Annotated in this window: 27 protein-coding genes, 1 tRNA gene and 1 pseudogene; 17 read left to right on the forward strand and 12 right to left on the reverse strand. The window is 43.5% G+C overall.

Annotated features, from left to right (window positions below; genetic code table 11):
- The first annotated feature begins 53 nt into the window (after window positions 1-53).
- From OCV11_RS07410 to OCV11_RS07430, 5 genes are all read left to right on the forward strand, one after another.
- On the forward strand, window positions 54-629 hold the full coding sequence (locus tag OCV11_RS07410) for an NAD(P)H-dependent oxidoreductase (protein ID WP_261896003.1): 576 nt from the start codon (window positions 54-56) through the stop codon (window positions 627-629).
- A gap of 156 nt (window positions 630-785) precedes the next feature.
- Window positions 786-1,253, forward strand: coding sequence for a GNAT family N-acetyltransferase (locus tag OCV11_RS07415; protein ID WP_261896004.1), 468 nt, complete (start codon window positions 786-788; stop codon window positions 1,251-1,253).
- Between the two features lie 225 nt (window positions 1,254-1,478).
- On the forward strand, window positions 1,479-1,961 hold the full coding sequence (locus OCV11_RS07420; RefSeq protein WP_261896005.1) for a DUF2127 domain-containing protein: 483 nt from the start codon (window positions 1,479-1,481) through the stop codon (window positions 1,959-1,961).
- A gap of 52 nt (window positions 1,962-2,013) precedes the next feature.
- A complete protein-coding gene (locus OCV11_RS07425; protein ID WP_261896006.1) occupies window positions 2,014-2,325 on the forward strand; it encodes a cupin domain-containing protein in 312 nt (103 codons plus the stop codon).
- Window positions 2,326-2,506: 181 nt separating this feature from the next.
- A tRNA-Thr gene (locus OCV11_RS07430) sits at window positions 2,507-2,582 on the forward strand.
- 115 nt (window positions 2,583-2,697) lie between these two features.
- On the opposite strand, the gene tyrS is transcribed toward OCV11_RS07430, so the two are convergent.
- On the reverse strand, window positions 2,698-3,960 hold the full coding sequence (gene tyrS / locus OCV11_RS07435) for a tyrosine--tRNA ligase (RefSeq protein ID WP_261896007.1): 1,263 nt from the start codon (window positions 3,958-3,960) through the stop codon (window positions 2,698-2,700).
- An 81-nt stretch (window positions 3,961-4,041) separates the two neighbouring features.
- Window positions 4,042-4,851 carry a helix-turn-helix transcriptional regulator gene (locus tag OCV11_RS07440; RefSeq protein WP_261896008.1) on the reverse strand — a complete coding sequence of 270 codons (810 nt, stop codon included), beginning with the start codon at window positions 4,849-4,851 and terminating at the stop codon, window positions 4,042-4,044.
- Between the two features lie 308 nt (window positions 4,852-5,159).
- Here OCV11_RS07440 and OCV11_RS07445 point away from each other — a divergent pair, with 308 nt between their 5' ends.
- Entirely contained in the window at window positions 5,160-5,951 is a 792-nt protein-coding gene (locus tag OCV11_RS07445) for a class I SAM-dependent methyltransferase (protein ID WP_261896009.1), read from the forward strand.
- A 49-nt stretch (window positions 5,952-6,000) separates the two neighbouring features.
- On the opposite strand, the gene OCV11_RS07450 is transcribed toward OCV11_RS07445, so the two are convergent.
- The gene (locus OCV11_RS07450; RefSeq protein WP_261896010.1) at window positions 6,001-6,903 is read right to left on the reverse strand and encodes a DMT family transporter; all 903 of its coding nucleotides are present in this window, start codon (window positions 6,901-6,903) and stop codon (window positions 6,001-6,003) included.
- A gap of 132 nt (window positions 6,904-7,035) precedes the next feature.
- On the opposite strand from OCV11_RS07450, the gene OCV11_RS07455 reads away from it, so the two are divergent.
- Both OCV11_RS07455 and OCV11_RS07460 read left to right on the forward strand, forming a co-directional pair.
- On the forward strand, window positions 7,036-7,947 hold the full coding sequence (locus OCV11_RS07455) for a LysR family transcriptional regulator (protein WP_261896011.1): 912 nt from the start codon (window positions 7,036-7,038) through the stop codon (window positions 7,945-7,947).
- A gap of 380 nt (window positions 7,948-8,327) precedes the next feature.
- Window positions 8,328-8,705 carry a hypothetical protein gene (locus OCV11_RS07460; RefSeq protein ID WP_261896012.1) on the forward strand — a complete coding sequence of 126 codons (378 nt, stop codon included), beginning with the start codon at window positions 8,328-8,330 and terminating at the stop codon, window positions 8,703-8,705.
- 123 nt (window positions 8,706-8,828) lie between these two features.
- Here the strand turns inward: OCV11_RS07460 and OCV11_RS07465 are convergent, their stop codons facing one another.
- Together OCV11_RS07465 and OCV11_RS07470 are read right to left on the reverse strand one after the other, a co-directional pair.
- Entirely contained in the window at window positions 8,829-9,605 is a 777-nt protein-coding gene (locus tag OCV11_RS07465; RefSeq protein ID WP_261896013.1) for a ferredoxin--NADP reductase, read from the reverse strand.
- Between the two features lie 61 nt (window positions 9,606-9,666).
- Window positions 9,667-10,218: a class I SAM-dependent methyltransferase gene (locus OCV11_RS07470; protein WP_261896014.1), complete on the reverse strand. Its 552-nt coding sequence runs from the start codon at window positions 10,216-10,218 to the stop codon at window positions 9,667-9,669.
- 503 nt (window positions 10,219-10,721) lie between these two features.
- Between OCV11_RS07470 and OCV11_RS07475 the strand changes: the two genes are divergently transcribed.
- The 3 genes from OCV11_RS07475 to OCV11_RS07485 all read left to right on the forward strand — a co-directional run bounded on the left by OCV11_RS07475 (window position 10,722) and on the right by OCV11_RS07485 (window position 14,217).
- Window positions 10,722-12,251, forward strand: coding sequence for a DUF1593 domain-containing protein (locus tag OCV11_RS07475; protein ID WP_261896015.1), 1,530 nt, complete (start codon window positions 10,722-10,724; stop codon window positions 12,249-12,251).
- A 426-nt stretch (window positions 12,252-12,677) separates the two neighbouring features.
- Window positions 12,678-13,337, forward strand: a complete 660-nt coding sequence (locus tag OCV11_RS07480) for a restriction endonuclease (RefSeq protein WP_261896016.1) — start codon at window positions 12,678-12,680, stop codon at window positions 13,335-13,337.
- Window positions 13,338-13,440: 103 nt separating this feature from the next.
- A complete protein-coding gene (locus OCV11_RS07485; RefSeq protein WP_261896017.1) occupies window positions 13,441-14,217 on the forward strand; it encodes a hypothetical protein in 777 nt (258 codons plus the stop codon).
- 141 nt (window positions 14,218-14,358) lie between these two features.
- Here OCV11_RS07485 and OCV11_RS07490 read toward each other — a convergent pair whose 3' ends face one another.
- Together OCV11_RS07490 and OCV11_RS07495 are read right to left on the reverse strand one after the other, a co-directional pair.
- A complete protein-coding gene (locus OCV11_RS07490; protein ID WP_261896018.1) occupies window positions 14,359-14,661 on the reverse strand; it encodes a type II toxin-antitoxin system RelE/ParE family toxin in 303 nt (100 codons plus the stop codon).
- 17 nt (window positions 14,662-14,678) lie between these two features.
- Complete coding sequence (locus OCV11_RS07495) at window positions 14,679-14,921, reverse strand: type II toxin-antitoxin system Phd/YefM family antitoxin (protein WP_261896019.1); 243 nt, start codon at window positions 14,919-14,921, stop codon at window positions 14,679-14,681.
- A 213-nt stretch (window positions 14,922-15,134) separates the two neighbouring features.
- Between OCV11_RS07495 and OCV11_RS07500 the strand changes: the two genes are divergently transcribed.
- Entirely contained in the window at window positions 15,135-15,533 is a 399-nt protein-coding gene (locus OCV11_RS07500; RefSeq protein ID WP_261896020.1) for a hypothetical protein, read from the forward strand.
- 147 nt (window positions 15,534-15,680) lie between these two features.
- On the opposite strand, the pseudogene OCV11_RS07505 reads toward OCV11_RS07500, so the two are convergent.
- A pseudogene (locus tag OCV11_RS07505) lies at window positions 15,681-15,899 on the reverse strand (CcdB family protein); the annotation flags it as partial.
- 213 nt (window positions 15,900-16,112) lie between these two features.
- Between OCV11_RS07505 and OCV11_RS07510 the strand changes: the two are divergent.
- Entirely contained in the window at window positions 16,113-16,817 is a 705-nt protein-coding gene (locus OCV11_RS07510) for a hypothetical protein (RefSeq protein WP_261896021.1), read from the forward strand.
- A gap of 103 nt (window positions 16,818-16,920) precedes the next feature.
- On the opposite strand, the gene OCV11_RS07515 is transcribed toward OCV11_RS07510, so the two are convergent.
- Window positions 16,921-17,253 (reverse strand): winged helix-turn-helix transcriptional regulator, encoded by a 333-nt coding sequence (locus OCV11_RS07515; RefSeq protein ID WP_261896249.1) that lies wholly within the window; start codon window positions 17,251-17,253, stop codon window positions 16,921-16,923.
- A 20-nt stretch (window positions 17,254-17,273) separates the two neighbouring features.
- Between OCV11_RS07515 and OCV11_RS07520 the strand changes: the two genes are divergently transcribed.
- From OCV11_RS07520 to OCV11_RS07535, 4 genes are all read left to right on the forward strand, one after another.
- Window positions 17,274-18,385, forward strand: a protein-coding gene (locus tag OCV11_RS07520; RefSeq protein WP_373332800.1) for an IS3 family transposase whose coding sequence is annotated in 2 segments (ribosomal slippage) — window positions 17,274-17,535 and window positions 17,535-18,385 — 1,113 coding nt in all. Because the reading frame shifts where the segments join, the coding sequence is not laid out codon by codon here.
- 208 nt (window positions 18,386-18,593) lie between these two features.
- Entirely contained in the window at window positions 18,594-19,013 is a 420-nt protein-coding gene (locus tag OCV11_RS07525; RefSeq protein ID WP_261896022.1) for a DoxX family protein, read from the forward strand.
- Entirely contained in the window at window positions 19,006-19,749 is a 744-nt protein-coding gene (locus tag OCV11_RS07530; RefSeq protein ID WP_261896023.1) for an SDR family NAD(P)-dependent oxidoreductase, read from the forward strand. The genes OCV11_RS07525 and OCV11_RS07530 overlap by 8 nt, the downstream gene beginning before the upstream one ends.
- Before the next feature lie 65 nt (window positions 19,750-19,814).
- Window positions 19,815-20,450, forward strand: coding sequence for an NAD(P)-dependent oxidoreductase (locus OCV11_RS07535; RefSeq protein ID WP_261896024.1), 636 nt, complete (start codon window positions 19,815-19,817; stop codon window positions 20,448-20,450).
- Between the two features lie 142 nt (window positions 20,451-20,592).
- On the opposite strand, the gene OCV11_RS07540 is transcribed toward OCV11_RS07535, so the two are convergent.
- From OCV11_RS07540 to OCV11_RS07550, 3 genes are all read right to left on the reverse strand, one after another.
- Window positions 20,593-21,336 carry an SDR family oxidoreductase gene (locus OCV11_RS07540; protein ID WP_261896026.1) on the reverse strand — a complete coding sequence of 248 codons (744 nt, stop codon included), beginning with the start codon at window positions 21,334-21,336 and terminating at the stop codon, window positions 20,593-20,595.
- A gap of 127 nt (window positions 21,337-21,463) precedes the next feature.
- Window positions 21,464-22,630: an MFS transporter gene (locus OCV11_RS07545; protein WP_261896027.1), complete on the reverse strand. Its 1,167-nt coding sequence runs from the start codon at window positions 22,628-22,630 to the stop codon at window positions 21,464-21,466.
- A 164-nt stretch (window positions 22,631-22,794) separates the two neighbouring features.
- On the reverse strand, window positions 22,795-23,952 hold the full coding sequence (locus OCV11_RS07550; protein ID WP_261896028.1) for an iron-containing alcohol dehydrogenase: 1,158 nt from the start codon (window positions 23,950-23,952) through the stop codon (window positions 22,795-22,797).
- Window positions 23,953-24,179 lie beyond the last annotated feature (227 nt).

A 24,179-nucleotide genomic window follows, 5' to 3' on the forward strand; every position in this document is an offset into this window, starting at 1 on the left:
TCTTTTCTTCTAGCACGTTACAGTAGGCTCAACGTCTTAGAGGAAACATCATCATGAAACATCTTATTATTTTTGCCCATCCTAGCGAGCAGAGCCTTAACGCCAGCATCAAAGATCATTTGGTTAGCTCTTTGAGTGGTGAACATGAAGTAGAAATTCGCGACCTCAACCAAATGCAGTTTAATCCGGTACTTTCCCAAGAAGATATTGCAGGGCAGCGCCGTGGCGAGGTAGCAAACGATGTTAAAGTTGAGCAGAAATGGGTGCGCTGGGCCGATTGCATTACCTTCGTTTACCCAATTTGGTGGGTAGGGATGCCAGCGATCCTCAAAGGCTATATTGATCGTGTATTTAGCTATGGCTTTGCTTACCGTTATGTGGAAGGGCAGCAGCAAGGGTTACTGACAAACAAGCAGGTGGTTATCATCAATACGTTGGGAAAATCTCATCAGGAATATCAAACCCTTGGCTTTGATAAAGCGATAGCACTGTCAGTCGATAGCGGCATCTTTTCTTACTGCGGCTTAACCGTTAACGCGCACCTCTATCTTGACCGTGCTGAGCGCGCCACCGGCGAACGTGTGGTCGGGTGGAAAGCAGAAATAGAGACACTTTACGCTAAGCAATAACGTATGGTTAAGCTTCCTATCGGCCAAGTTAAATAAGAGTCCAAGTAAATTTAGGCATCAAGTAAAATCGGCTTTCCGTGCAGTAAGAGTGTGGTAACGTGATAAGCGTTGCCACACTTTTTGTTTAAGGCGAGTGGTTGTTGCTAAGGAATATGAATGAAGATTGATTGCAGAATGCTAAAACCAACAGATGCGCAAGATTACCGCCGAATTCGTCTAGAAAGTTTACAGTGTTTTCCCGAATGTTATGGGGCTTGCTACGAGCAAGAGAAGGACAAACCTGAGCTCTTTTTTGAGCAGAAGATTCAAGAGCAAAGTGAAGACGCCTTGATGCTGGGAGCATTTGTTGATTCGGAGCTAATTGGCCTTTGCGGCCTAATTGCCAAGGATTCAACCGAATATATTTTGGTGCAGATGTACGTCAAACCCGCCTATGCAGGCAATAGAGTGGGTCAACAACTGCTAGCTAAGGCAAAAGAGACACTTCGTCACCTCAGTGCCGCGACTTTGACTCTTACGGTCTATGACCAAAACACCGCTGCGATTCGCAGCTACCAAAAAGCAGGATTTATTGAGCGCGAGCGAGTCGCAAATGAAATTAGTATGGTGTTTAGCTTGAACTAACATAAGGCGGATAGAGTCTACTTTAACGACTACGCGCTTCACCAAGCCAAGGTTTTACCTTGGCTTTCTGCTTGTCGCATAGAATTAATTTGACACCTTTCACTGGCAACACCAGAATCGAAAGTAGTGCTATCTGCTTCTATTATCGATTATTAGCAGGTTAGCAACAGAGCTAGCCATGTTCTAAATGTCGGGCTTAACGCTGGATTAAGCTTGGGAGGTTACTTGAGCAAATCGACAAAAGGTTTAAAGGCAGTGGCTTCGCTTGAAGCGTGCAAAGGTGTGCTCTCCTTATTGGTCGGGCTCGGGTTACACGTATTGGCGGGTAAAAATCTCGAGCATGTTGCGGTCAGCTTGGTGCACCATGCGCATTTAAATCCAGCGAGTCATTATCCGAGTATCTTTATCCATGCAATGACGCAAGTGTCTGATGGTAAGATTAAATTGCTTGCTTTTGGCGCTTTGGTTTATGCATTAATTCGTTTTGTCGAAGCGTATGGTTTGTGGAAAGCGCTGGTGTGGACGGAGTGGTTTGCGCTGGTTAGTGGGGCCATTTATTTGCCATTTGAGCTGTATGAAATGGTCACTAAGCCGAGTCTTCTTGGTGTGGGCGTGTTTGTTATCAATATTGTGGTTGTCGCTTATATGGCCAGCTTGATTTTTGGAAAACATCATCTGCAAGAGACGGATAAAGCAAGTTCTGAATAACGCTGCCGCTTTGTTTTATCGAGAGAAATGATTATTTAACAGGATCATATGAATGGAAATCACCAGAAGCAAACAGTTCACAGCAGATAAAGCATGGGGTGCAAAACTCATCGCCAATATGGATGGGATCACCACGCGCTTGCACTGGACCAATGAACCGTATATCTGGCACATCAACGATGGACAAGAGGTGTTTGTGGTTCTCGATGGGGTGGTAGAAATGTGGTTTAAGGTCGATGGCTTGCCGCAATCAACGCTGCTCGAAGCGGGTGATATCTTTTATGCCAGTGTCGGAACTGAGCATGTTGCTCACCCACAAGGAGAGGCGAGGATTCTGGTGATAGAAAAAGAGGGCAGTGTTTAGCTTACCCTCGATGTTCATTTGGTACTTTGGTTGACTAAAGGCGTCTTTTTGACCGTTTCTCTAAAAAATCTTCGAATGATTTCATTGAGTTAGCGCAAAATATTTTTGCTTTTAATTAAATTGTTCGATTGCTATGGTGTCTCGCTGGATATAAAATGAGTTTCGTAATCTGAAGCGAGATGCCGACTTAGCTCAGTAGGTAGAGCAACGCATTCGTAATGCGTAGGTCATCAGTTCGACTCTGATAGTCGGCACCATGTATCTTCTCTTTATTGTCAGCCTTTCTTAGTCCTCATTTCACCTAAACGATCTCGTATTTTCAAATTGTTATCGTGTTATTGCTTAAGTTAACCCATCATAAGATGAGCGGTGTTACAGAGCTTTTCGCTTGATCAACACAAAATGCTTTTTACCACGTTGCACTAACCAGTAGCGATCAAATAGGGCAAAACTTGGCAGCATGTCATTTTCGGCTTTAACACCGTTGACGGTGATGGCATGTTGAGCGATCAACTCGCGAGCGATGCGTTTTGATTGAGCAAGACCACTTTCAATCAGCAGTTCTGGCAAGGGTTGCTCTACACTTTCAATGCAAGGTAAGCCGTCCAATTCTAATTGCTCCAATTCAGCTAAAGTCAGTTGCGCTACCTGTCCGTCAAATAGCGCTTGAGTAATGCGCTGCGCGCTCTCTAATCCTTGTGTGCCATGTACAAAACGAGTGACATGCTCGGCCAATATTTGTTGGGCAAGGGGTTTACCGCTGCTACGTTTATCTTTTGCTTCAATCTCGGCAATCTCTTCGCAACTTAAAAAGGTGTAGTAGCGTAACAAGTTGTAGACATCGCGATCGTCTGCAGACAACCAGAATTGGTAAAATGAGTAGGGCGACGTCTTGCTTGGATTAAGCCAAATTGCTCCGCTTTCTGTTTTGCCAAATTTTGTGCCATCGGATTTGGTGATGAGCGGTAAGGTCATCCCAAACACTTGCTCGCCATTTTGACGCCTTGTTAAATCAATACCACTCACGATATTGCCCCACTGGTCATTGCCACCAATTTGAATTCGGCAGCCATAACGTTGATTGAGCTGAGCAAAATCAAACGATTGCAATAGTGGGTAGCTAAATTCAGTAAAGGAGATGCCTTGGTCTGGACGCTGTAAGCGCTGTTTTACCGATTCGCGATTCATCATGGTATTGACGGAAAAATGTTTGCCTACATGACGAAAGAAGGCAATCACATCTATCCCTTGCAACCATTCGGCGTTATTGGCGACAGTGATGGGGTAGTGCTTCTCATCATCCATTAGGTGCGTGATTTGCTCGGTCAGATCCAACGCCCATTGTGCGACAGTGTGTTCGCTATTGAGTTGTCGTTCGACGGCTTTAAAGCTGGGATCGCCAATCATCCCGGTTGCACCGCCGATTAGGGCGATGGCGTGATGTCCTGCGTTTTGAAAGCGTTTTAACATCAGTAAAGGCACCAAATGCCCTATATGTAAGCTGTCGGCTGTGGGATCAAATCCGCAGTAGAGCGTTTGTGTACCGCTACTTAACAAGGATTCCAGTTGTGCCAGGTCACTTGCTTGAGCAATCAAACCACGAGCTTGCAGCTCGCTCATCAGTTCTTGAGTCATTTATCTTATCCAGTGAGTTGTCTCTTCTGAATTAAGACTACGTGGAGCGATGCACAAACGACATATCCCTAAAGGGACAGTTTATGATCTTGATAAGGTAATGAGATGATTGAGAAAAAGCTGAAACAATTCACTTAGTGACGCAATATTCAGCTGCGCATAAATGCGCTTACGGTGATTTTTGACGGTGCCTTCTGCTATGTCTAGACGTTTGGCAATGAGTTTCGTATCTAAGCCTTGCACCATCAGTCCCGCGATGGTTTGCTCACGATTGGTCAGTACGTCGCGGCCAAATGAGCTCAAACCATACTCGATAAGTTGACGCATTTGCCCTGAATAGGAGGTGACATCCAACAAGGGTTCGGCAAGGTGAAATTCGCTCTGACGCCAGTGCTGCTGACAGAGCGCTTGAATAATAGTGAAGTGGCTTTCAAGACGGCGGATAGACTCAGATGAAAAATGCTGTAGTTCATCCACATAACCCAAATAAAAAGCAACCCAACGGTCGGCTTGAATGTTGACCAACATACAGAGCTCATCTTTCCAGCCAGTTTGATGATAGAACTGCGTGCAGTAGTCTTGGAACAGGAGATTGTTTTGTGCCACCTCTTTAAGGGTATAAATCCCTTGCTCTTTTTTGGCTCTGAGTTGGGTATAAAACGGGTCATGTTTAAACGAAGAGACCAGATAGCTCTGAAACAACAAGTCACGATGATTCTTAATTGAATCATAAAGATAGATTGGATGGTGCTCAGCATTAAATCCCATCACCACCGCGCAATCAAAAGGGCAGAGCAGCTCAATAAGATGCATCAAATGGGATGTAAACCTTGGCGAGTTGATGGCACCAATTGCTTCGGCAAGCGGTGTATTTAGTGAAGTCTCTGTCATAACCGATGTCAGTCTATCTGAGTGACCCGTATCTTAACGTATGTATCTTATGGGTAGAAGTATCGGTTTAGCGTTTACTTTATGGTGATTTGAAATCTGTAAGGCCAACGTGTTGGTAATACGTAGCAAGCCCGTTAGCATTGGCTCGCTCTGCACTTTGATATTTTAATGCTCCAAGTAATGATAAAAACGGTGTAATAGCTTTTCGTTCATTGGCAATCATGATACTAATAAATCTAATCTATTTTATTGAATATAATCATTTATTTTTCATGATCGGCACGTTTTACCGACTAGGGATAGGCATAATGGATGCACTGATAGCACAGTACACTGGGGCGGATGAAGATTCGCGTTTAACTCGTCAATATATTGCTCAAATTGAATTTGATACCACCATGGTGAAGTTAAAACCCTATTTAAAGCCTGGTTGCTACGTGACAGAACTTGGCGCTGCGACCGGTCGTTATTCATTAACATTTGCCCAAATGGGGTTAACGACGACTGCGGTTGAATTGGTGCCAGATCAGGTTCGTATCCTCAAAGAAAAAGCGGCGCAACAGAATCTTGATTTGGCCATTTACCAAGGCGATGCTTGTTACGTGCCATTTATTGACGATCACTCGCAAGACGTATGTGTCATTTTGGGGCCGCTTTATCACTTACAATCCCAAGAGCTGCGCGAACAAGCAATCGCCGAAGCCCGTCGTATTTTAAAGCCGGGCGGCATTGTTGCGGTTGCCTACATCTCACGCTTCTTCATTGCTGGCATGTTTACCCAGAAATTTCCTGAATTGGTCACGCCCGACGTTTATAGCAAATTACTCAATGAAGGTGTGGTTACCAGTGCCGAGGCTGACCGTTTCTTCCAAGTGGGCTATTTCGCTACGCCTAAAGAGATGGAAGAGTTAGTCGAAGGGCAGGGGTTTAAACTGGTTAACCATATTGCCACCGATACGTTTAGTCGTTATATCGCTGATGGCATCAACCCTATGACACCAGAGCAATACCAAGCATGGTTTGAATATCACTTGCAAACCTGCGCTGAGCCAACCCTTCTCGGCAGCAGTAACCACGGTTTAGTTATTGCTCAGTGTTAAATAGGTTAGTGGCGAATAACCTATCTGCCTTGTATATGAACGCATCGCTTTAGCGTTTGATCAACGAAGTTAACACCACGCTCATTAAAATCAGTCCAGCGCCAATCATTTGAGTCAGCGATAGCCATTCTTGTAACCATATTGCAGCGAATAGGGCGCCGAACAGGGGCTCGCTGCCCATTAAAAGTGCGACTCGGGTTGGCGTTGTTTTACGCAGTGCATGATTCTGAATATAGAAAGCGCAGAGGGTGCAGCAGATCACCAAATACGCTAACGTCAGCCAGAAGTGAGGCGCCGTGGGGATATGGAATGGCTGGGTTGAGTTAAAAATCAATGCGACAAACAGTGCAACCAGCGCGACAGTTAATGATTGAAATGCCGTTAACGTTGCGGTTGTCACCTGCTTGGTATCGACTACGCGTTTGGTCAATATGGTCATTAACGCGCGCAGCATCGCACCACCTAAGATGATCATATCTCCCTGATTAAATGAGAATTTGCTACTTACTATCTCAGTAAGTAACGCAACACCGATCACGCTGGTGGACACCAAAGCCAGTAAACTTTTGCTCACCGATTGCTTGGTTATCAAGAGCTCTAACAGGGCAGTAAAGATAAGAGAGAGGCTGATTAAAAAGGCCGCATTGGACGCCGAGGTTTTCGATACACCAAACACTTCACAAAAGAAAATTGCCGCTAACAGTAAACCAGTGGGGATAGTCACCGGCCAATCTCGATTCCGCCCATGACGAAAATCTTGAATCACAATCGGTAACATGCACAAGAAGGTCGTGGTAAAGCGAAGGATCAAAAAGGACAACACGCTGGTGTAGATTAAAGCACTTTTGGTGAGCCCATAACTTGTGCCCCAAAAAATGGCGACCAGCAGTAATAACAGCTCAGAGGTGGGAAGTTTAAAACGTTCATTGTTAGGCAGAGTTAATGTGGTCACTGCGTGCTCCTCTTTAAGTGAATAACCAAGTAAAACGAGAGGTTACCACTGAGTAAAGTTGATTGACGCGCTAAGTATCTATTAGTAGCTTCAGTGAAACAATTGGGGTTAAATGCAAAGGATTTTTGCGTTATGGATATGAATAAGCTCATTCCACTTTTGTCTGAGATGGCGATATTCGTCAACGTGGTTGAAAGCGGTAGTTTCTCAAAATCAGCGTTGAAACTGGGTGTCGCGCCATCATCGGTCAGCCGTTCTATTACGCGTTTGGAAAATGCGTTGCAGCAAAAGTTGTTAGAACGAACCACGCGTCAAATGCGCTTAAGCCCTGCTGGGCAAGAAGTCTATTCCCTCTGTTGCGATATGCTCAATTCGGCGCAATTGGCTGTCTCTTCTGCACAGGTGAATACAGAGGACATCACTGGAGTGTTGCGGGTGGCTGCGCCTAAAGCCTTATCTAAGCAAGTGTTGATGCCGATGCTGCTGGATTTTATGGCGCTGTATCCCAAAGTGGAGTTACAGCTTAAGGTCTCTGATCGCTATCTTGATCTTGTCAGTCATGAAGTGGACGTGATTATTCATATTACCGAGACGCCTACTCAAGGGCTTATTAGCCGAGTATTAGCACCGTGTCGTTTACTGCTTTGTGCCACTCCGGACTATTTGATGAAGCAGGGGATTCCTACTCATCCACAACAATTGATTGACCATAACTGCATCTGTTTAGGGGAAAGCCCTAAAGATCGCATCTGGATATTCAGTCAAGAAGATAAAAAATTGTCGATACAAGTGAAAGGGACGCTCACCGTGAATCACAGTGAAATTCGCCGCGAAGCGGTGTTAAGAAGCATGGGAATTGCGGTATTTCCAGATTTCTCGATTCAAGAATGGCTCGATACAGAGCAAGTACAACAAGTGCTACCGGACTGGACACTGGGCGGGCATTACCAAGGTAACATAGTGGCTCAATATGCCTATTCGAAATTTATCCCTAAGCAGATCAAAACCTTGGTGGATTATCTGCAGACGTGTTTTCAATCTTAACGCTGTCACTAGATGAGTTGTTTATCCATTCAATACATAGACTAAGTGGCGGTTTTAATGATATCGATTTGTCACGGCGCCGATGACTTTTCAATATCAGAATGCGTTAGGCATTGTGTCGATAAATCTTACTCGTTAATGATCTCTGGTCTTGTTTATTAAAAAATATCTGCGCAATGGTGGGGTGGATGGGGCATTTTTACATGGCATAGGAAGAGAAATACCAAGTCGCTATCTTGTCCTTTTGTGCCATTGCTGGGCTTAACTAATAGGCTTAGCTAAACGTGCCAAAGTATTAAAGAGATTGTTGGTTATTGGTGTGGAAATTTCCATAAAAACGCGCATAATCCTCCACTTCAACACTTACAGAAGACATTACCATGGCTGACTTTCAATATTACTTTCATCCACTACCTTGTTTTGACTGCAAAAGCACAGCAGTAAGTACCGACCTTGGTTGGTTAACGACTGCGATGAAAGACGACGTGATCGCACAAGTTGCCGCGATGAGCGAGCAAAACGAACTCGAAGCTGATATTGCGGTAAACGTGACTTGTACTAAAGACGAAGCGCGTGACTACCTACTGCTTAACTTCTACGGCTACTCTGTAGAAGAACTTGCAGATCAAGTAGAAGCGGATGATGAGGAAGAAGTCGCAAAAGAGATTGCTGAGCTATTAGAAGAAGGCAAGGAACTTGTTTTCGAACACGAAATCGCTCTGCAAAGCTGCAATGAATGCGATATTGAAGAAGAGTAAACACTCAGAATTCTCAGTCGATCATAAGGCTATGATGGGCTAATTATCAAAGGCGCTCGCTGATAAGATTGGCTAGCGCCTTTTTTCATTGTCGACATTGATGCTGAGAGCATCAGCAAGCTATTACCAATAATTCTCGCTACTGACATGCCCAGGTTTACGACGTAAATGTTTGGTTAATCCCTTGTCGTTGAGGGCAATTTTGGCGTCTCGTATCATCTCTGGATTACCGCACAGATACACAAAACTCTGATTTGGATTAAATGAAACCGATGCGGCTTGTTCCAGCTCTCCGCTCGCAATGAGCGCAGGAATTCTGCCTGATAAAGCACCTTCAACACGTTCACGAGAAACTATGGGGATGTATTTCAATCGTCCTGCATAACGTTGTAATTGATCTTCGATGTGTTGCCGATATACCAGATCAGGTTGGGTTCGCACTGCGTGTACTAACACTATGGTGTCGAAAGGTAAGCAAGGTCCAGAGAGCATTGAAAGATAAGGGCCGATACCCGTGCCGCTTGAGATAAGCCAGAGCTCTTTAGCGTATTCGGGGATTTCGTCCAAGGTCATAAAGCCTGCGGCTTGTTTTCCCACCCAAACCGTATCACCAACATGGAGTCGATGCAGTTTGGGCGAAAGCTGCCCATCCTTAACGTGAATGATCAAAAATTCGATTTGACTCGCCGCCGGTTCATTCGTCTCCAGATGAATGTCTGGACTATTTACGATGGAGTACGCTTTTCTTATCCAATCGCCTTGCTCATTTTGCAGTGCCAATTTAGTAAATTGACCGGCTTGAAATGGCGCAACCTCAGCACTAACGGTGATTGAGAACAGAGTGCTCGTCCAGTCATGGCGACCAACGACGGTTCCTTTGACTAAATCGTGCGGGATCATAAAACCTCCGATGCATCAAGACAGTGTTTGATAACCTAATCGTAAGTCTATTAAGACATACTTACTCGGTTTTGCAAAATGTCATCACATAGTGATCTGGACAGCCTGTTGTGTCCATTGAAGAGACGTTGAATCCGGCTTGTTCTACTTCATCCCTTGCCATCTGTGGCGATACTCGCGCGTTGTCTCCCTTGTAATCGACAAACACCAATCGAGTTTGGCAGGAGACTTGAGCGCGTAAGTGATGCAAAAACGTTGGACGATCGGCAATAAATCGATAGGTATTAGCAACAAACACCAAATCGACGCCATGAGGAATGGATGGATTCGTTGGCGTTGATTGCGTCACCAGCACATTGCTTAACGCCGCATCTGAAAAGCGCTTTTGCATGTAACTCACCATATTCGGCTCACAATCGATCGCGTGAACGGTTTTGGCAAGCCCTGAAAAGAGATTGGAGAAATACCCTGTGCCAGCACCAACATCGGCCACCGTCATGGTTTTATTCAGGTTAAGACATTGCAAGATGTGAGAGGTACGTTGCCAATCTTCACGATTGTCCGCATCAAAAATCAAAGTCAGCTTTTCTGGTTCTGCGAAGCTAATTCCCATTTTATCCTCATTCAAAATCAATCAATGGTGAGACAGAGCGCCGCTGTTGGGTGTGAATAATCAACCGTTCTGCGGTCGTGCCATTACGTCTTATTCTGTCAATTTGGATAGCACAGGGTATGCCAATTTATAATCTATTGAAAAATAATAAATAATTAATTTTTTGAATCGGTTTTGGTGTTGTTTTGACATGATGGAATTTGGTCATAATGACAAGGTTAGTGTCAATCTAACAAAAGGGAAGGGCGGGGCTTACGGTTGGTTAGGAAAAGCATAATCACTTATGAATGATGGTGATTGATTTGCAGTTTCTGCCTTCACTCAACACCACGGTTTGGTTAAGTTGTGATAACGCTAAATGTTTAATGGAACCGGTTCTATTATGTTAACGCGATAAGAATTCGTTTCTATTTCTGCCAACTGCATTAGGCGAGATTATGTGCTTAATCAGAGCGATGGCGAATTCTGCATGTTTCTTATTTCATAACAATAAAGTGAATTTCATGAACCCTACACATCACTCGCTAAAACTTGGCCTGCTTACTCTGTCGATCGGTGGATGCTTGCTAGCTAACTCCGCAATGGCTAACGTTCAATACCAGACTGTCAACACGCCAGAGCCAAGAACCATTATTACCACCGATCCTGAATTAGATGACTTGAACTCGATGCTGCGAGTTTTGCTCTATTCCAATGAGATTCATATTTCTGGTTTAGTGCTCTCATCAAGCCGTTACCATTTTTCAGGGGATAAAGCGCAGGGTATTGAGCCGCATCGTTGGTACGCACCGAACAGCCCATCGCATATTGAAATGGCATTAGATGCCTATTCTCAGGTGTATCACAACCTCAAACAGCATGATAAAAACTACCCATCACCTCAATCCCTGACGGCTCTGTATCGCATCGGCAATATTAAAAATGTGGGTGATATGGAAGAAGACACTCCCGGATCAGACCTGATCAAACAAGTGTTGTTGGATGATCAAAAGGGACCGGTTTTCTTGCAGGCGTGGGGCGGGTTAAACACCATCGCTCGGGCGCTGGCATCGATTCAACAACAATACGGAAAGTCGGCAGATTGGCCGGCAATATACAAAAAGGTGAGCGAAAAGGCGATCATCACTAGCTTTGGTTTACAAGACGCGACTTACGATAACTACCTGAAACCAAACTGGCCAGATATCCAAACCCGCGAAGTCAGCACCAATATTTGGGGTTATTTCGCAAGAAAAACTGTGTTATCAGAAGACAAAATCTATCTCTCTAAAGATTGGACGCAAACCCACGTTTCCAACATAAAACCGATGGGAGCTGAATATCGCGTCTGGGGCGATGGTAAACAAATGGCTGAGGGCTTTGATAAAGAAGACTATTTTGGACTATCCAATCTTTCCAAAGAGCAACTTGAGGCGAAGGGATACATGGTTTGGATGCCACCTCAAGAGCAAGGCAGTTTTGTGTCTGAAGGGGACTCATCCAATTTTGCATTACTTATCAATAATGGTTTAGAGAGTTGGGCAGACCCGCGTTGGGGCGGCTGGGGTGGCCGACAATCGATTGTCGCAGCGGACAAAAATCACTGGAGCAACGCAACCAGTAAAGATAAAGCGCCAGATGGTTCTTATCCTAATGATTATCCAGCCTCGCGCTGGTGGGGCGATATTCAGCGTGATTTCGCCGCTCGTTTACAGTGGTCAGTAACCTCAAACTACCAAGAGGCCAATCATGCTCCGTCAGTTAAAGTGAAAGAAGGCAATCGTGTCACAGGCGCTGCCGGTGATGCGGTGATACTGACGCCAATCACAACCGATCCCGATAGTAATTCAGTCACCACGACGCTTTGGCAATACCCAGAAGCGGGCACCTACAACGGCTTAATTGCACTCGCTAAAACGGAATCGGGCCAATGGCGCTTTACCATTCCTAACAACGCGAAGCATGGCGACACCATTCATATCATCGCTCAAGCAAAAGATGATGGCTCTCCAGCCATGACCCATTATCAACGGATTATTGTTACTGTTAACTAGCTAAAAGCTTCGGTTATCGCGTTAAACAAAACTGTGAGTGCGGATAATCAGAATGATTATCCGCACTTTGGATTATGCAGTATCGTCGAGCATGAATGACTCGAACTCTCCAATAAAGTGTGAAGCTCTGAGCTGATTTTTGTCTCAGTATTGCTTTTACTATGACGAGGTTTTGCCCTCAAAACTGTTTATCTCAAGATTCCTGACCACTTTCTCATGCCAGTTCTTGACCTACATTTACTAATAACAGATTATGAGCCTAGTTGAGCACTCAAGGTTATACAGACATGTTCTGCAATTTGTGAGTGCAAGGAAGGATAAGAACGAAAGAACAGTATCTTGCTGGTAGAGTGTCTTTATTTCCTGACAATATGATAAAGACAATGTCTGCTGAAAAGATGCTGTTAAGTTTCTAATTGAGGACGTATGAAAAATAAACATATTGCAGATTGGAAACAATATGAATGGCTTGTCACTAAGATTCTCCATGATGAGTATTCTTCTCCTACAGTAACTGTATTAGGCGATTCTCGTATAACTGGTGAATATTCAGAAAGATCACGTCAGATCGATATCTTAATTAGAAATGGTACGGTGACAACAATTGTAGAATGTAAACACTACAACAAGCCAGTAGATGTAAAAGCAGCCGAAGCATTTATGAGTATGATGAATGATGTCGGTGCTAACTTTGGAATTCTCATATCCTCAAATGGTTTTACATCATCGGTGTCCAAAAGAATTAGAGAGTTTGGCGATCGTATAAAATTAGAAAGTCTTAACTGGATTGATGCGTATAAAACATCTTTTGTTGAAGAATCATACGGTAAAATGACAGATATTTGTCCACATTGTTTTGAACCTAAAGATAAGGGGCGAGCTGTTCCTGGATTACTATGTTGGCAACATGGGTTGGGCATAATTCAAAATGGTAAAGTATCGATAGGATCAGTAGGTAAATGCTTAAAATGTGGTTGTCATACTGTTTATTGTGATTCGTGTGGTTGGGTAACAGTAGCTGAACATGAAGAACCATGTTGCGAATTAAGGGACATATTTTTCGAGTATGGCGCAAAAGAAACTTAACAATGCGTTCCAATTGACAAAATAACTGTCACGAATTTTGCTTCGCAAAATATAGTGCCAGCTATTTTGAAACTGAACTTTGCGTTATAAATTTAGGTGAGTTATGAATGCTGAAATTATTAATTGGATTATATCTGGTGGACTGGGCGGAGGAATTGTATCTTTTATTCTTAAATCATGGTTTGAAACTAGATTAAAAAATAGTATCAAGCATGAGTATGATACTCAGTTAATCGCTCTTAAAGCATCAATAGATAATGAATCTCAGTTAGTAGCTACTCTTCAAAATAATTTTATTCATAAAAGCCATATTAGCCATGAGCGTATACTTCTATCAATTGAATCTCTGTGGTCTGGTATTTTATTGGTTAAAAAGAATCAACCGAGCATCTTAACTTATGTCGATGTACTGGTAGAAAAAGAATTCGGTACTGATTTTGGAACAATGAGAAATAGAAATTTAATTGATATTAAAGATTCAGATATGACTGTATTATTCTCAGATGAACTGAATAGAAAGGATCATGACAGACTTTATGCTGGAGAGTATCTGTGGTCGTTGTTTTTTTGTTATAGACAATTAGTCGGTCGAATTTGTATTGTAATTAAAAAAGGACGAGAGGCAAAAAATGTTCCTTTATGGTGGGAAGATAGAATATGTAAACAAGTAATTAGCTCTATTTGCTCTAATGATGAACTAAATAAATTTAACAGTCTCAAATTTAGTCGTATTAATTGGATTCTCAATCATATTGAGCAGAAGTATTTACAAGCATCAAATAAAATAATCACTGGAGAGTCATCAATTAGTATAGATGCGGATTTGGCTCAAAAGGTTTTGAAGGCCGTAGAAAACGCTCCAGTCGATAAAAATTTATAACAAGAGACTATGGTGTCAATAATTAAATTTAGCCCAATTTTGGTTCCCAAAATGTAGCGCCAGCTATTTTGCAACTGAGCTTAGCGTTAGTTTACTTAATCAGCATCATCACCTCCAAAATGAAAGTCAGAGGCGAGTTCGTTATGAATGTAGATGTTTCTGAGGAAGTTGGGATTGCCCCAGTATTGCAACTATGAGGATAAAGCCATCTTCTTTTGTATAGTAAGCGGTATGCTTACCTACATGAAAGTAGAAGCCGTTGTGGTAGATGTCATCACAACTTTTCCCTAATTCAGGGTTATTAGCTAAAGTTTGAAAAGCAGTAAGTAAAGCCGCTTTATATTTAGTCCATTGCGTATCTGAAAAATTTTCTACGGTGTAATTTTTAATTTTAAGCAAATGTTCTTGAGCTAGACGGCTCAATTTATATGACTTTTTCAGCATATCGAGGTCAAGCTAAGTTAAAGAGAATTTAGGAAGTTTTCACCATCAACGATGTTTCCGTTGGCTAAATCTTTTTGTGCAGATTCAAAACAGTGTTTAAGGTAATCAGCTTTCATCGCTTCAAGTTCTTCGAAATCTTGAATGGAAATAACAACAACAGCGTCTTTGCTGTTTTTGCTAATTTTTACGGGTTCACGTTGGGCACTCAAAAGGAGTTCTCCGAAGTTTCGTTTGGCGTCATTGGCTGTTAGTGTGCGCATAAGCAGAGCTCCATGTTTGCATATGTTTTAGATTATAACCTGTGGTGCGAATTGGTCAATACGATTAAATCGTGCGATTTAAGCGAAAAGTAAACTAACAAGAAATTGAAATGGATGCATAAGACGTCGGCATTCTTGGTTTTTAGTTACTTATTCTTTTTAAAAATGGTGTTTATGCACTGTTGAATTAGACGTTATACATAAGGTTGATTAATGGAAGATAAAGCAAAAATAATTGAATTATTAATGGTTGAGGCGCTAGACCGGATAGTGATGATCGCTCGTTTGGTAAAGGAGGTAGAAGTTTTAGATGGGAATAAGAATGTTCAGCGCGTGGGGCGTGCTATTTGTGAATTACACGAAGTGAGAAATGAAATTTATTCTATATACCCTCAACTGAAGCCAGCGATCGCTAAAGAAGTTGAAGAGTTAGGTTATGAGTTGTTTGGAGAAAGACAACAGGAAATCGAAGCTGCCTATCTTGCAGAAAAGGCAGGAGATATCGAAAAAGCAAAGACATTGTTTCAATCGATTTTAGAAAAATACCAATCAGGTACTTTTAGAATGCAGGCTGAAGCGGGTTTGTATAGGTGCAGCAAAGCAAATTTGTAACAAGTTTGTCAGCAGGATATTTTATTCTACGCTCCGTTTTGCGGCGGTTTCGTCACTTTGCCGCAAAACTCCACTACACAAAAAATGCCTGTGACAAAGGCGTTATATGCCAGTGATCAGAAAGTCAATTGCAGTGATAATTTCGTCTTAGAAAGTACCTAGATCCTCAACGGGAATAGATAAAAGTTTCACTGGAACATTAGCCATCTGATAAGTGAGTAAAACGAAATCCCCTTCAGAAATACTAATGGTAGGACATAGATGGCTCGGAGCTTTTTGGTCTAAAAGTTCAAGTGGAGTCAGAGGAATAACCAAACGCAAATTAAGTGAATCCAGTAATTCACTCTGAACATCCACAAAGAATGGAGAGCGAACACTGAGACAAAGTCATAACGAGAAATTCCAATGGATTCATGTAACGTATGGCATTCTTGGTTTTAAGTTACTTGTTTGTTGTAACAATGGTGAATCGTGCCACTAAAATCAACGTACTTTTAAAGGTGCATATTAACAAGGCAATTGAAAAGTATTCTCATTAAGTATAGTGTAAGCGCCTATTTTTATAATGAGATCAGATAGATGGACTTGTATAAAGCCTATAGGGATGCTGAAGAGGCACTCAATAATCAAGATTATGAGAGTGCGCATAAGCAGTATGATTGGTTGTTTGAACATGCAGAAAAGATCGAGCCTAGTTATCGTGGTGTGCGGCTTTCTTATGGTCTTGCCGGTTGGTTGGAAGTGGCTAAACACTATCCTCCCGCGATGGAGCGACTTCTAGAACTGCAGCAACTAGCACTGCAGCGTTATTATCAAACCAGTGAGTGTAAGGCATTTCGTGATTTCGCCAGACTTTCTGATTATCTTGAAAAGCAAGCCGATGTACTGAAAGAATTTGAACGCGTTGCACAAAGCGATACGTCACAGGCAAAGGACGTTTTCTACTGGGCTTACAATGACCTCGTTGCCGATAAACAGTGGCTCACTTGCGCACAATACCTAGATGACGAGATGATCAGTGACAAATATGATTTAACGTTATTGTGTTTTGACAATCTAAAAAAAAGAGATGAGTCTGTTGTCGACAGCTTAACCGATGAGCAACAGAATGAGTCAATACGAATCAGGAATGAAATCATTACACGGGATCTGGTTAATCTGTTTCACTGCTTAGCAGCAATGCCAACTGAAAATCAACTTATTGAATATAAGAATAAAGCCAAACAAGATCTGACTGAGCGGGAATTATCTCAATTATTAGAGCAATTAGAACAGATCAAGTAAGGCCTAAAATTGGGTGATATCACCTATAGCTAAGGGAAAATAGGTCTCTGCCTCGGCCTATTTTCGCTATATGTCTCGATAAAACACTTGGATTCGAGACTTGTCAGCCATTGGGCTTGCGACCTCTGGTCTCATTTCTCAGTGGCAGTGAATCACCGTATTGTTCCCACCATTTGGTCAATGCTTCCATCGTTGGCCCTAAGCCGCGCGCTTTGTCGGTAATCTCATATTCGACTCGTGGTGGTACCTCAGGATAGATGGTACGAGAAACCAAACCATCGGCTTCCAATTCCCTAAGCTGAGTTGTCAACATGTGCTGAGTTATCCCAGGGATCGCTTTACGTAGTTCACCAAAGCGATAAATGCGTTGATTGAGCATGTAATCACCCCCTAAAATAGTGGCATACCATTTTAGAGTTCTTCTGCATAAACTGATTTAATCAGGGAGAACTCGCTATGAAGAAATCACGCTATACCGAAACACAAATCGTGAAGATTTTGAAAGAAGTAGAAGGTGGTCGTCTTATCAAGGAAGTTTGCCGTGAATACGGCATATCAGAGGCAACCTACTACAACTGGAAGTCTAAATACGGGGGTATGGAAGCCTCTGACGTCAAACGTTTAAAAGAGCTAGAAGATGAAAACCGTCGCCTTAAATCGATGTTTGCAGAACTGAGCCTAGAGCACCGTATTCTCAAAGATATCATCGAAAAAAAGCTGTGAAGCCAGCGATTAGACGTGAATTTGTTGACTATGCACGGCGAGTGCACAAAGTCAGTTTACGTCTTGCTTGTCGCGCAGTTGGCATCAGCGACTCAGTTTATCGATATCAGCCTAAATTGAACGATGACCAAGAGGTTATTAGTGAGCTACAAAAGGCCGCTGAGCGCTATCCAGCCTATGGCTTCAGTATGTTACTTAAGATCCTTCGTCGGTGGGGTCATACATGGAATCATAAGCGAATATATCGGATTTACTGCGAGCTAAAACTGAATAAACGCCGTAAAGGGAAAAAGCGTCTACCAAGCCGTAACCCTGAGCCGCTGAGTGTACCGCTGTCAGAGAATCAATGCTGGTCTATCGACTTTATGAGCGATAGCTTGCAATGCGGACGTCGGTTCCGAACCTTCAATATTGTGGATGATTTTAATCGAGAAGCGTTAGCCATCGAAGTCGATCTCAGCCTACCAGCTCAGCGAGTGATTCGAGTACTTGAGCGGGTCATTGCATGGCGAGGATACCCAGAGAAACTCCGAATGGATAACGGCCCTGAATTTATCTCTACAACATTGGCAACGTGGGCAGAAGAGCACGATGTTCAGTTGGAATTTATCCAGCCAGGGAAACCGACTCAGAACTCGTACGTTGAACGATTTAATCGCACATACCGCACTGAAATCTTAGATATGTACGTCTTCAAAACACTAACGGAAGTTCGAGAGTTAACAGAGGACTGGCTCAGAGAATACAACGAAGAACGACCTCATGGTGCACTGGATGATTTGACACCATGGGAATATTTAATGAAGCATGAAAAGGCTGAAAACTCTAATTATGGGTGTAACTAATTAGGGGAGGTTTACAAGCAGCCACATAATCTCCAGCTTCCACTTTCCCGATAACAGCGAAAATGCTCTGCGCATTTCTTCGTGCATATTGCGTTGATTTTGTTCATTAGTCATATAAATGATACCAACCCATTGAAATTCATCCTACTTGTTAATTTTTCTATTACATAACATTATCGCTGCAAAGTCGAACAGCTTAAGGCAATTTATGACCACGATATACACCTATTGGATAAGCACCACCTTGCTCTCATTGCTGTATTTAGCATCAGCAACCCTTTACACAATGAAAACCAATTGGGTAAAGGAGCAGTTCACGGCGTTTGGCTATCCGAGTTATCTAGTAAAACCGTTGATCTTTTGTAAGACGTTAGCCGTGATTGTGGTGATTTCTCGGTTTAACACCAGCTTAACGGATTTCACTTATGCGGCGATGACATTGCATTTGATGTTAGCCATTGGAGCGCATTGGGGGGTGAAAAAGCCCAAAGAAGCGTTACCAGCCATAGTGGGCGTTCTGCTTATTGCGGCGTCATTTACGACCCAGAATGCGGCACGAAACTTACCGTCAGCCAATAGTGCTGGAGCCTCTTTCATTACTGAAACTGTAGGAAAAAATCATGAATAGATTAATTGGAAAAGTAGCCATTGTTACGGGTGGTAGCAAGGGCATTGGTCGTGCAACGGCCAAACTGTTTGCGGCTGAAGGAGCGTTAGTTGCTGTGGTTTCTCGTTCTCAACACAATGTCGATGCAGTAGTAAACGAAATTGCAGCAGAAGGTGGTCAAGCTATGGCAATTGCCTGCGATATTAGCGACCCAACTCAAACCAAGGTCGCAATACAACAAGTGGTTGATACCTTTGGTGGCATCGACATTCTGGTGAACAATGCGTTTGATCCTTCTGCGCCATTTTCTTCCGTGCTTGAACTCTCGGTTGAGCAGTTACAACGTAATTTTGAAATCGGTCCAATTGCCTATTTACGTTGGATGCAGGCCGCTTACCCGTATTTGAAAAAGAGTGGTTCGGGTCGAGTAATCAACTTTGGGTCGATGGCTGGCGTCACTGGATTAACTGGGTATGCTCCTTACAACATGGCTAAAGAAGCAGTGCGAGCGTTAACTCGTACCGCCGCTCGCGAGTGGGCGGTAGATAACATCACCGTAAATAATATGATGCCAGTCGCCAAAACATGGGGCGATGATGTAGAGCTTCCGCCGCCTGCTTGCCCGTTGGGACGTTATGGCTCACCCGAGGAAGACATCGCACCTGTGGTGTTATTCTTAGCGAGCCAAGATTCACAGTATATGACCGGATACAGTATGACACCGGATGGTGGCTTGCTCATCGATAGTGCTCGATAACCTTGCCCAAGAGCCCAAATATTTCGGGCTCTCTAAACCCATTGGTTTGATTATTGGAATGTATTATGAATATTACGCTGTTTGGGGCGACTGGAAAAACGGGGCCTTATCTTATTGAAGAAGGATTGAAGCGAGGCCATGAGATTACGGTATTTGCGCGTCAGTCCAGTCGCTTTGACTACAAAAATGTGCGTATTGTACGCGGCGATTTCACTGATGCTATTGCGCTGCATGAAGCGATTAACGGCGCGGATGCTGTGCTGTCAGCGCTGGGTCCAACGCAATTTCCTCATCCGAAAGGCGAGCCGATTGCTCATGCAACGCAAGCTCTGATAGATATCATGGCGCAAGCGCAGGTGAGGCGCTTGATTGCCGTTTCGACTGGGACAGCGGCTGACCCTGATGATCGCTATGATATGAAGATTCGTCTGCCAGCCATTTTGATTAAGTACCTAATGCCGAGTATTTACCAAGATATCGTGACACTGGCTCAGGTGATTCGCCAATCCGATCGTGATTGGACAATGGTGAGAGCGGGTTTCTTAACGAACCGAAGTAATTCAAAAGGCATTAATGTCGGCGTGTATGGCAAAACTCGTCATCAACTTGCGCTTAGTCGCTTAGATCTTGCCAAATTTATGTTTGACCAAATTGAGAGCGATAGCTATCTAGCCAAAGCTCCGGGTATTAGTTCTTGTTAGTTTCTTTTTTCTGAGAAGGAAAACAAAAGCAATGAATAAATTGAGCATATTCGAGACGAGAAAAGGGTATCCCGGGCAAGGCGATACCCTGTATTATTATGTGGATTATTTATTCAACAGCTAAGCGATTGAATGATGTCTATTATTCCGGCTGCGCCGTTGGGCGGAACAAGATTTCTGACACATCGACTTCATCAGGTTGTGAAATCGCAAACGCCACCATACGCGCAAAGGCATCAGGAGAAAGACCAAATTCACCGACGATTTTCTTCACGGTTTCTTGGATGTCTTTCTGACTGATATGCTCAAGCAACTCAGTATTGACCGCTCCAGGAGAGATGATGGTGGTGCGCAGGTTGTAAGGTTTCACTTCTTGACGAAGGCCTTCTGAAATCGCGCGAACTGCCCATTTAGTACCGCAGTAAACCCCCGCACCTTGAGAGACAATGTGACCATATACAGACGAAACGTTGATGATGTGACCGGATTTTTGCGCTTGCATGTGTGGCAACGCGGCAGCAATACCGTTCAGAACGCCTTTAATATTGACATCAATCGTCTCGTTCCATTCCGCAATTTGTAAACGTTCAAACGGAGCGAGTGGCATCAACCCCGCATTGTTAAGAAGAACATCAACGCGACCGTAGTTTTCTACTGCAGTGTCGACCAGTTTTTTAACCTCTTCATGGTTTTTGACGTCAGTGGTTACCGCTGTTGCAATGCCGCCAGCATCAACAATTTCTTTTACGATAACCTCAAGCTTTTCTGCGCGGCGAGCGCCAAGCACCACTTTTGCGCCTTCAGCGGCGAGCAATCTCGCGGTCGCTTCGCCCAGACCAGAGCTAGCGCCAGTGATGACAACGACTTTATCTTTAATATTTTGCATAGATACCTCTATTGATAATGAATGATGGTTAATAAACGGTTTCACATTGACGCGAATAACCAGAGTGTTCCTCTTAATCTTGTATAAGAAGGTGAAACCGAGTGGGTATTTGTCGATAAAAACTGCCTTATCGACGGTGAGGAAACGCGTACGTCGAATTGATTTTTACAATCAATAAACTGACGAACAGTAGCCCAGCTAACGTCACTGGTAGTGATGATGTACCATAGAATTGCAGCAGCACGCCGCCTACGATTCCGCCAAGGGAAATGGCACTATTCCAACTCACTACGGTTAAGGACATAGCAAGTTCAGCCCATTCACCTGCCGCATCAGCTAATGCGGTATTCAGTAGAGTGGCTGCGCCGCCGAAGGTTAATCCCCAGATGGCGGTTCCAATCAGAATGACATCGGAACTTTTGATAAATAGACTGAAAATGACCGCAACAAGGAAGAAGCACAGCAGTGAAATCAACACCATTTTGCGCAAGTATTTGTCGATCAATTTCCCAGTGATAACAATGCCGACTAAAGAGGTGAGACCAAAGATCATCAAGACCCACTGCACATGGCTATTCATTCCCGATGGCTGAACAAATGGCGCGATATAGGTATAAAGGATGTTATGCGCAAGCATCCATGTCATTACCACCGCCAGTACAGGTTTGACCCCTTTAATATGCAGTACCTTGCTAAATTCCAGTTTCATCTGTTTTGATTGTCCTGGGACATTTGGTACATACGCAGCGATCCAAATCATCAGCAATGCAGAAAGAATCGACATTGCATCAAAAGTTAATTTCCAACCCAAAACTTGCCCAAGCCAAGTGCCTAAAGGAACACCAGCGGAAAGAGCAATCGGAGTGCCCACCATAGCGATCGCCATCGCTTTGCCTTGTTGATATGGCTCGACGATGCGGCGTGCATAACTGGCCAGTAAGCTCCAAGCTAATCCCGCACAGGCTCCCGCTAAAAAGCGGGCGGTGAAAGTGAGCACTAAGTTGGTTGATAGTGCCGTTAAGGTATTAAATAGAATAAAACCAAGCACGGTGGTGAGCAGAACATTTCGGCGTGACCACGCGCGGGTCGCAATGGTTAACGGAATAGCGGCAAACAGTGAGCCTAACGCATAGGCGGTCACCCACTGGCCAGCTGTCGATAGTGGAATCGCTAAGTCATGGCTTATCTCTGGAAGCAAACCTGCTGGGATAGTTTCTGTCATAATGCAGATAAAACCCGTCATGGCAAAGGCGAGCAACGCCATATAAGGCATTGGTTTTTCATGTTTTGTCATGGATATCTCGAAAATTGGTAATGGTGTTTTAAAGAGCATGGCAATCCATGCGCTGTGACTTGTCGCTGAATATGGGTGGATTTTAGAGGTGGTATACCGCTTGTTTTTATGTGAGATAAGGAGCGTTCAGCACTCTTATCACTGAACGCTTCTTGCTCTTAAGATTACAGAGCGAGTTTAAGGATCTCAGCTGCACTTTCAGCGGTGATGGATTGGTTTTCACCAATATTGACATGACCGTGTTCTTCCAGTTTTGCCACGACGATCGGGATGATTTCTTCACCTAATCCATAGTCGGATAGATGGGTTTTAATCCCCATGGATTCAAAGAACTGAGTAGTGCATGCAATCGCTTTTTCCGCCATCGCCAGTTCATCTTGCACTGGGATGTCCCATACACGAGCTGCGTATTGGGCAAGCTTCGCGGATTTCTCTTTTTTGCAGAAAGTCCACAGCGCAGGCAACACGATCGCTAGCGTTTGGGCATGATCAAGTCCATAAAGCCCCGTGATTTCTTGACCGATCATGTGTGTTGCCCAGTCGGCAGGAACGCCTGTGCTTAGCACGCCGTTTAATGCCATGGTGGCAGACCACATAATATTGGCGCGCGCTTCATAGTTATCAGGTTGGGTCAGCGCTTTTGGTCCATCTTCTTTTAGCGTATTAAGCAGACCTTCTGCGATACGGTCAGGAATTTTGGCATTAACCGGGTAGGTGATGTACTGCTCCAGAATGTGGATAAATGCATCCACCACACCATTTGCGGTCTGATTTTTAGGCAGCGTAAAGGTAATTTCTGGCTCTAAAACCGAGAATTTTGGCAGTACGTAAGGAGAGCCAAAGAACAATTTGTCTTTGGTTTCCGCTTTGGTGACTACAGCCACGTTATTCATCTCTGAGCCTGTTGCTGCAATAGTTAACACACAGCCAATCGGCAGCGCATCTTGCACAACATTGCCGTAGCTTTTGACTATTTCCCAAGCATCGCCTTGATATTTTGCTGCAGCAGCAATGAATTTGGTTCCGTCAATAACAGAGCCACCACCGACAGCAAGCAAGAAGTCGATATTTTCTGATTTTACGATCTCAACGGCACGCATCAATGTTTCGTAATGAGGGTTCGCTTCAACACCGCCAAATTCGAAAACAATGTCGTTTTCTAATGCATCTTTAACGCGTTGCAGAACACCTGTTTTCACCACACTGCCGCCGCCATAGACAATCATGACACGTTTGTCTTGGGGAATTTCGTTATTAATTTGTGCGATTTGATTTTTGCCAAACAGCACTTTAACCGGATTATGAAAGATGAAGTTTTCCATTGAGTAACCTTTTGACACTAAGAAAATAAAAAGCAAAGAGGCTTCATAAACATCGTATTTGCCTTCGTTGAGAAAGACTTTACCAAGCAAGCGTCGAGGAATTAATAGCTACAAATTTGATTTATTTGTTAGTGAAATTCACAAATACCAGTGGCACGTAGCATCAGGGAAAAATGATTTTGAATGGAATTATTGGGTTAAAAAGTAATGGGCTTTGTAACGAATAG

Origin of the sequence: Vibrio porteresiae DSM 19223 (genome assembly GCF_024347055.1) — a bacterium.
GTDB lineage: Bacteria > Pseudomonadota > Gammaproteobacteria > Enterobacterales > Vibrionaceae > Vibrio > Vibrio porteresiae.

Bases quoted from the DNA above. Each gene is read 5' to 3' on its own strand.
- OCV11_RS07410 (WP_261896003.1), top strand. From the start codon at position 54: ATGAAACATCTTATTATTTTTGCCCATCCTAGCGAGCAGAGCCTTAAC.
- OCV11_RS07415 (WP_261896004.1), top strand. From the start codon at position 786: ATGAAGATTGATTGCAGAATGCTAAAACCAACAGATGCGCAAGATTAC.
- OCV11_RS07425 (WP_261896006.1), top strand. From the start codon at position 2,014: ATGGAAATCACCAGAAGCAAACAGTTCACAGCAGATAAAGCATGGGGT.
- tyrS (WP_261896007.1), bottom strand. From the start codon at position 3,960: ATGACTCAAGAACTGATGAGCGAGCTGCAAGCTCGTGGTTTGATTGCT.
- OCV11_RS07440 (WP_261896008.1), bottom strand. From the start codon at position 4,851: ATGACAGAGACTTCACTAAATACACCGCTTGCCGAAGCAATTGGTGCC.
- OCV11_RS07445 (WP_261896009.1), top strand. From the start codon at position 5,160: ATGGATGCACTGATAGCACAGTACACTGGGGCGGATGAAGATTCGCGT.
- OCV11_RS07455 (WP_261896011.1), top strand. From the start codon at position 7,036: ATGGATATGAATAAGCTCATTCCACTTTTGTCTGAGATGGCGATATTC.
- OCV11_RS07460 (WP_261896012.1), top strand. From the start codon at position 8,328: ATGGCTGACTTTCAATATTACTTTCATCCACTACCTTGTTTTGACTGC.
- OCV11_RS07465 (WP_261896013.1), bottom strand. From the start codon at position 9,605: ATGATCCCGCACGATTTAGTCAAAGGAACCGTCGTTGGTCGCCATGAC.
- OCV11_RS07470 (WP_261896014.1), bottom strand. From the start codon at position 10,218: ATGGGAATTAGCTTCGCAGAACCAGAAAAGCTGACTTTGATTTTTGAT.
- OCV11_RS07475 (WP_261896015.1), top strand. From the start codon at position 10,722: ATGAACCCTACACATCACTCGCTAAAACTTGGCCTGCTTACTCTGTCG.
- OCV11_RS07480 (WP_261896016.1), top strand. From the start codon at position 12,678: ATGAAAAATAAACATATTGCAGATTGGAAACAATATGAATGGCTTGTC.
- OCV11_RS07485 (WP_261896017.1), top strand. From the start codon at position 13,441: ATGAATGCTGAAATTATTAATTGGATTATATCTGGTGGACTGGGCGGA.
- OCV11_RS07490 (WP_261896018.1), bottom strand. From the start codon at position 14,661: ATGCTGAAAAAGTCATATAAATTGAGCCGTCTAGCTCAAGAACATTTG.
- OCV11_RS07495 (WP_261896019.1), bottom strand. From the start codon at position 14,921: ATGCGCACACTAACAGCCAATGACGCCAAACGAAACTTCGGAGAACTC.
- OCV11_RS07500 (WP_261896020.1), top strand. From the start codon at position 15,135: ATGGAAGATAAAGCAAAAATAATTGAATTATTAATGGTTGAGGCGCTA.
- OCV11_RS07510 (WP_261896021.1), top strand. From the start codon at position 16,113: ATGGACTTGTATAAAGCCTATAGGGATGCTGAAGAGGCACTCAATAAT.
- OCV11_RS07525 (WP_261896022.1), top strand. From the start codon at position 18,594: ATGACCACGATATACACCTATTGGATAAGCACCACCTTGCTCTCATTG.
- OCV11_RS07530 (WP_261896023.1), top strand. From the start codon at position 19,006: ATGAATAGATTAATTGGAAAAGTAGCCATTGTTACGGGTGGTAGCAAG.
- OCV11_RS07535 (WP_261896024.1), top strand. From the start codon at position 19,815: ATGAATATTACGCTGTTTGGGGCGACTGGAAAAACGGGGCCTTATCTT.
- OCV11_RS07540 (WP_261896026.1), bottom strand. From the start codon at position 21,336: ATGCAAAATATTAAAGATAAAGTCGTTGTCATCACTGGCGCTAGCTCT.
- OCV11_RS07545 (WP_261896027.1), bottom strand. From the start codon at position 22,630: ATGACAAAACATGAAAAACCAATGCCTTATATGGCGTTGCTCGCCTTT.
- OCV11_RS07550 (WP_261896028.1), bottom strand. From the start codon at position 23,952: ATGGAAAACTTCATCTTTCATAATCCGGTTAAAGTGCTGTTTGGCAAA.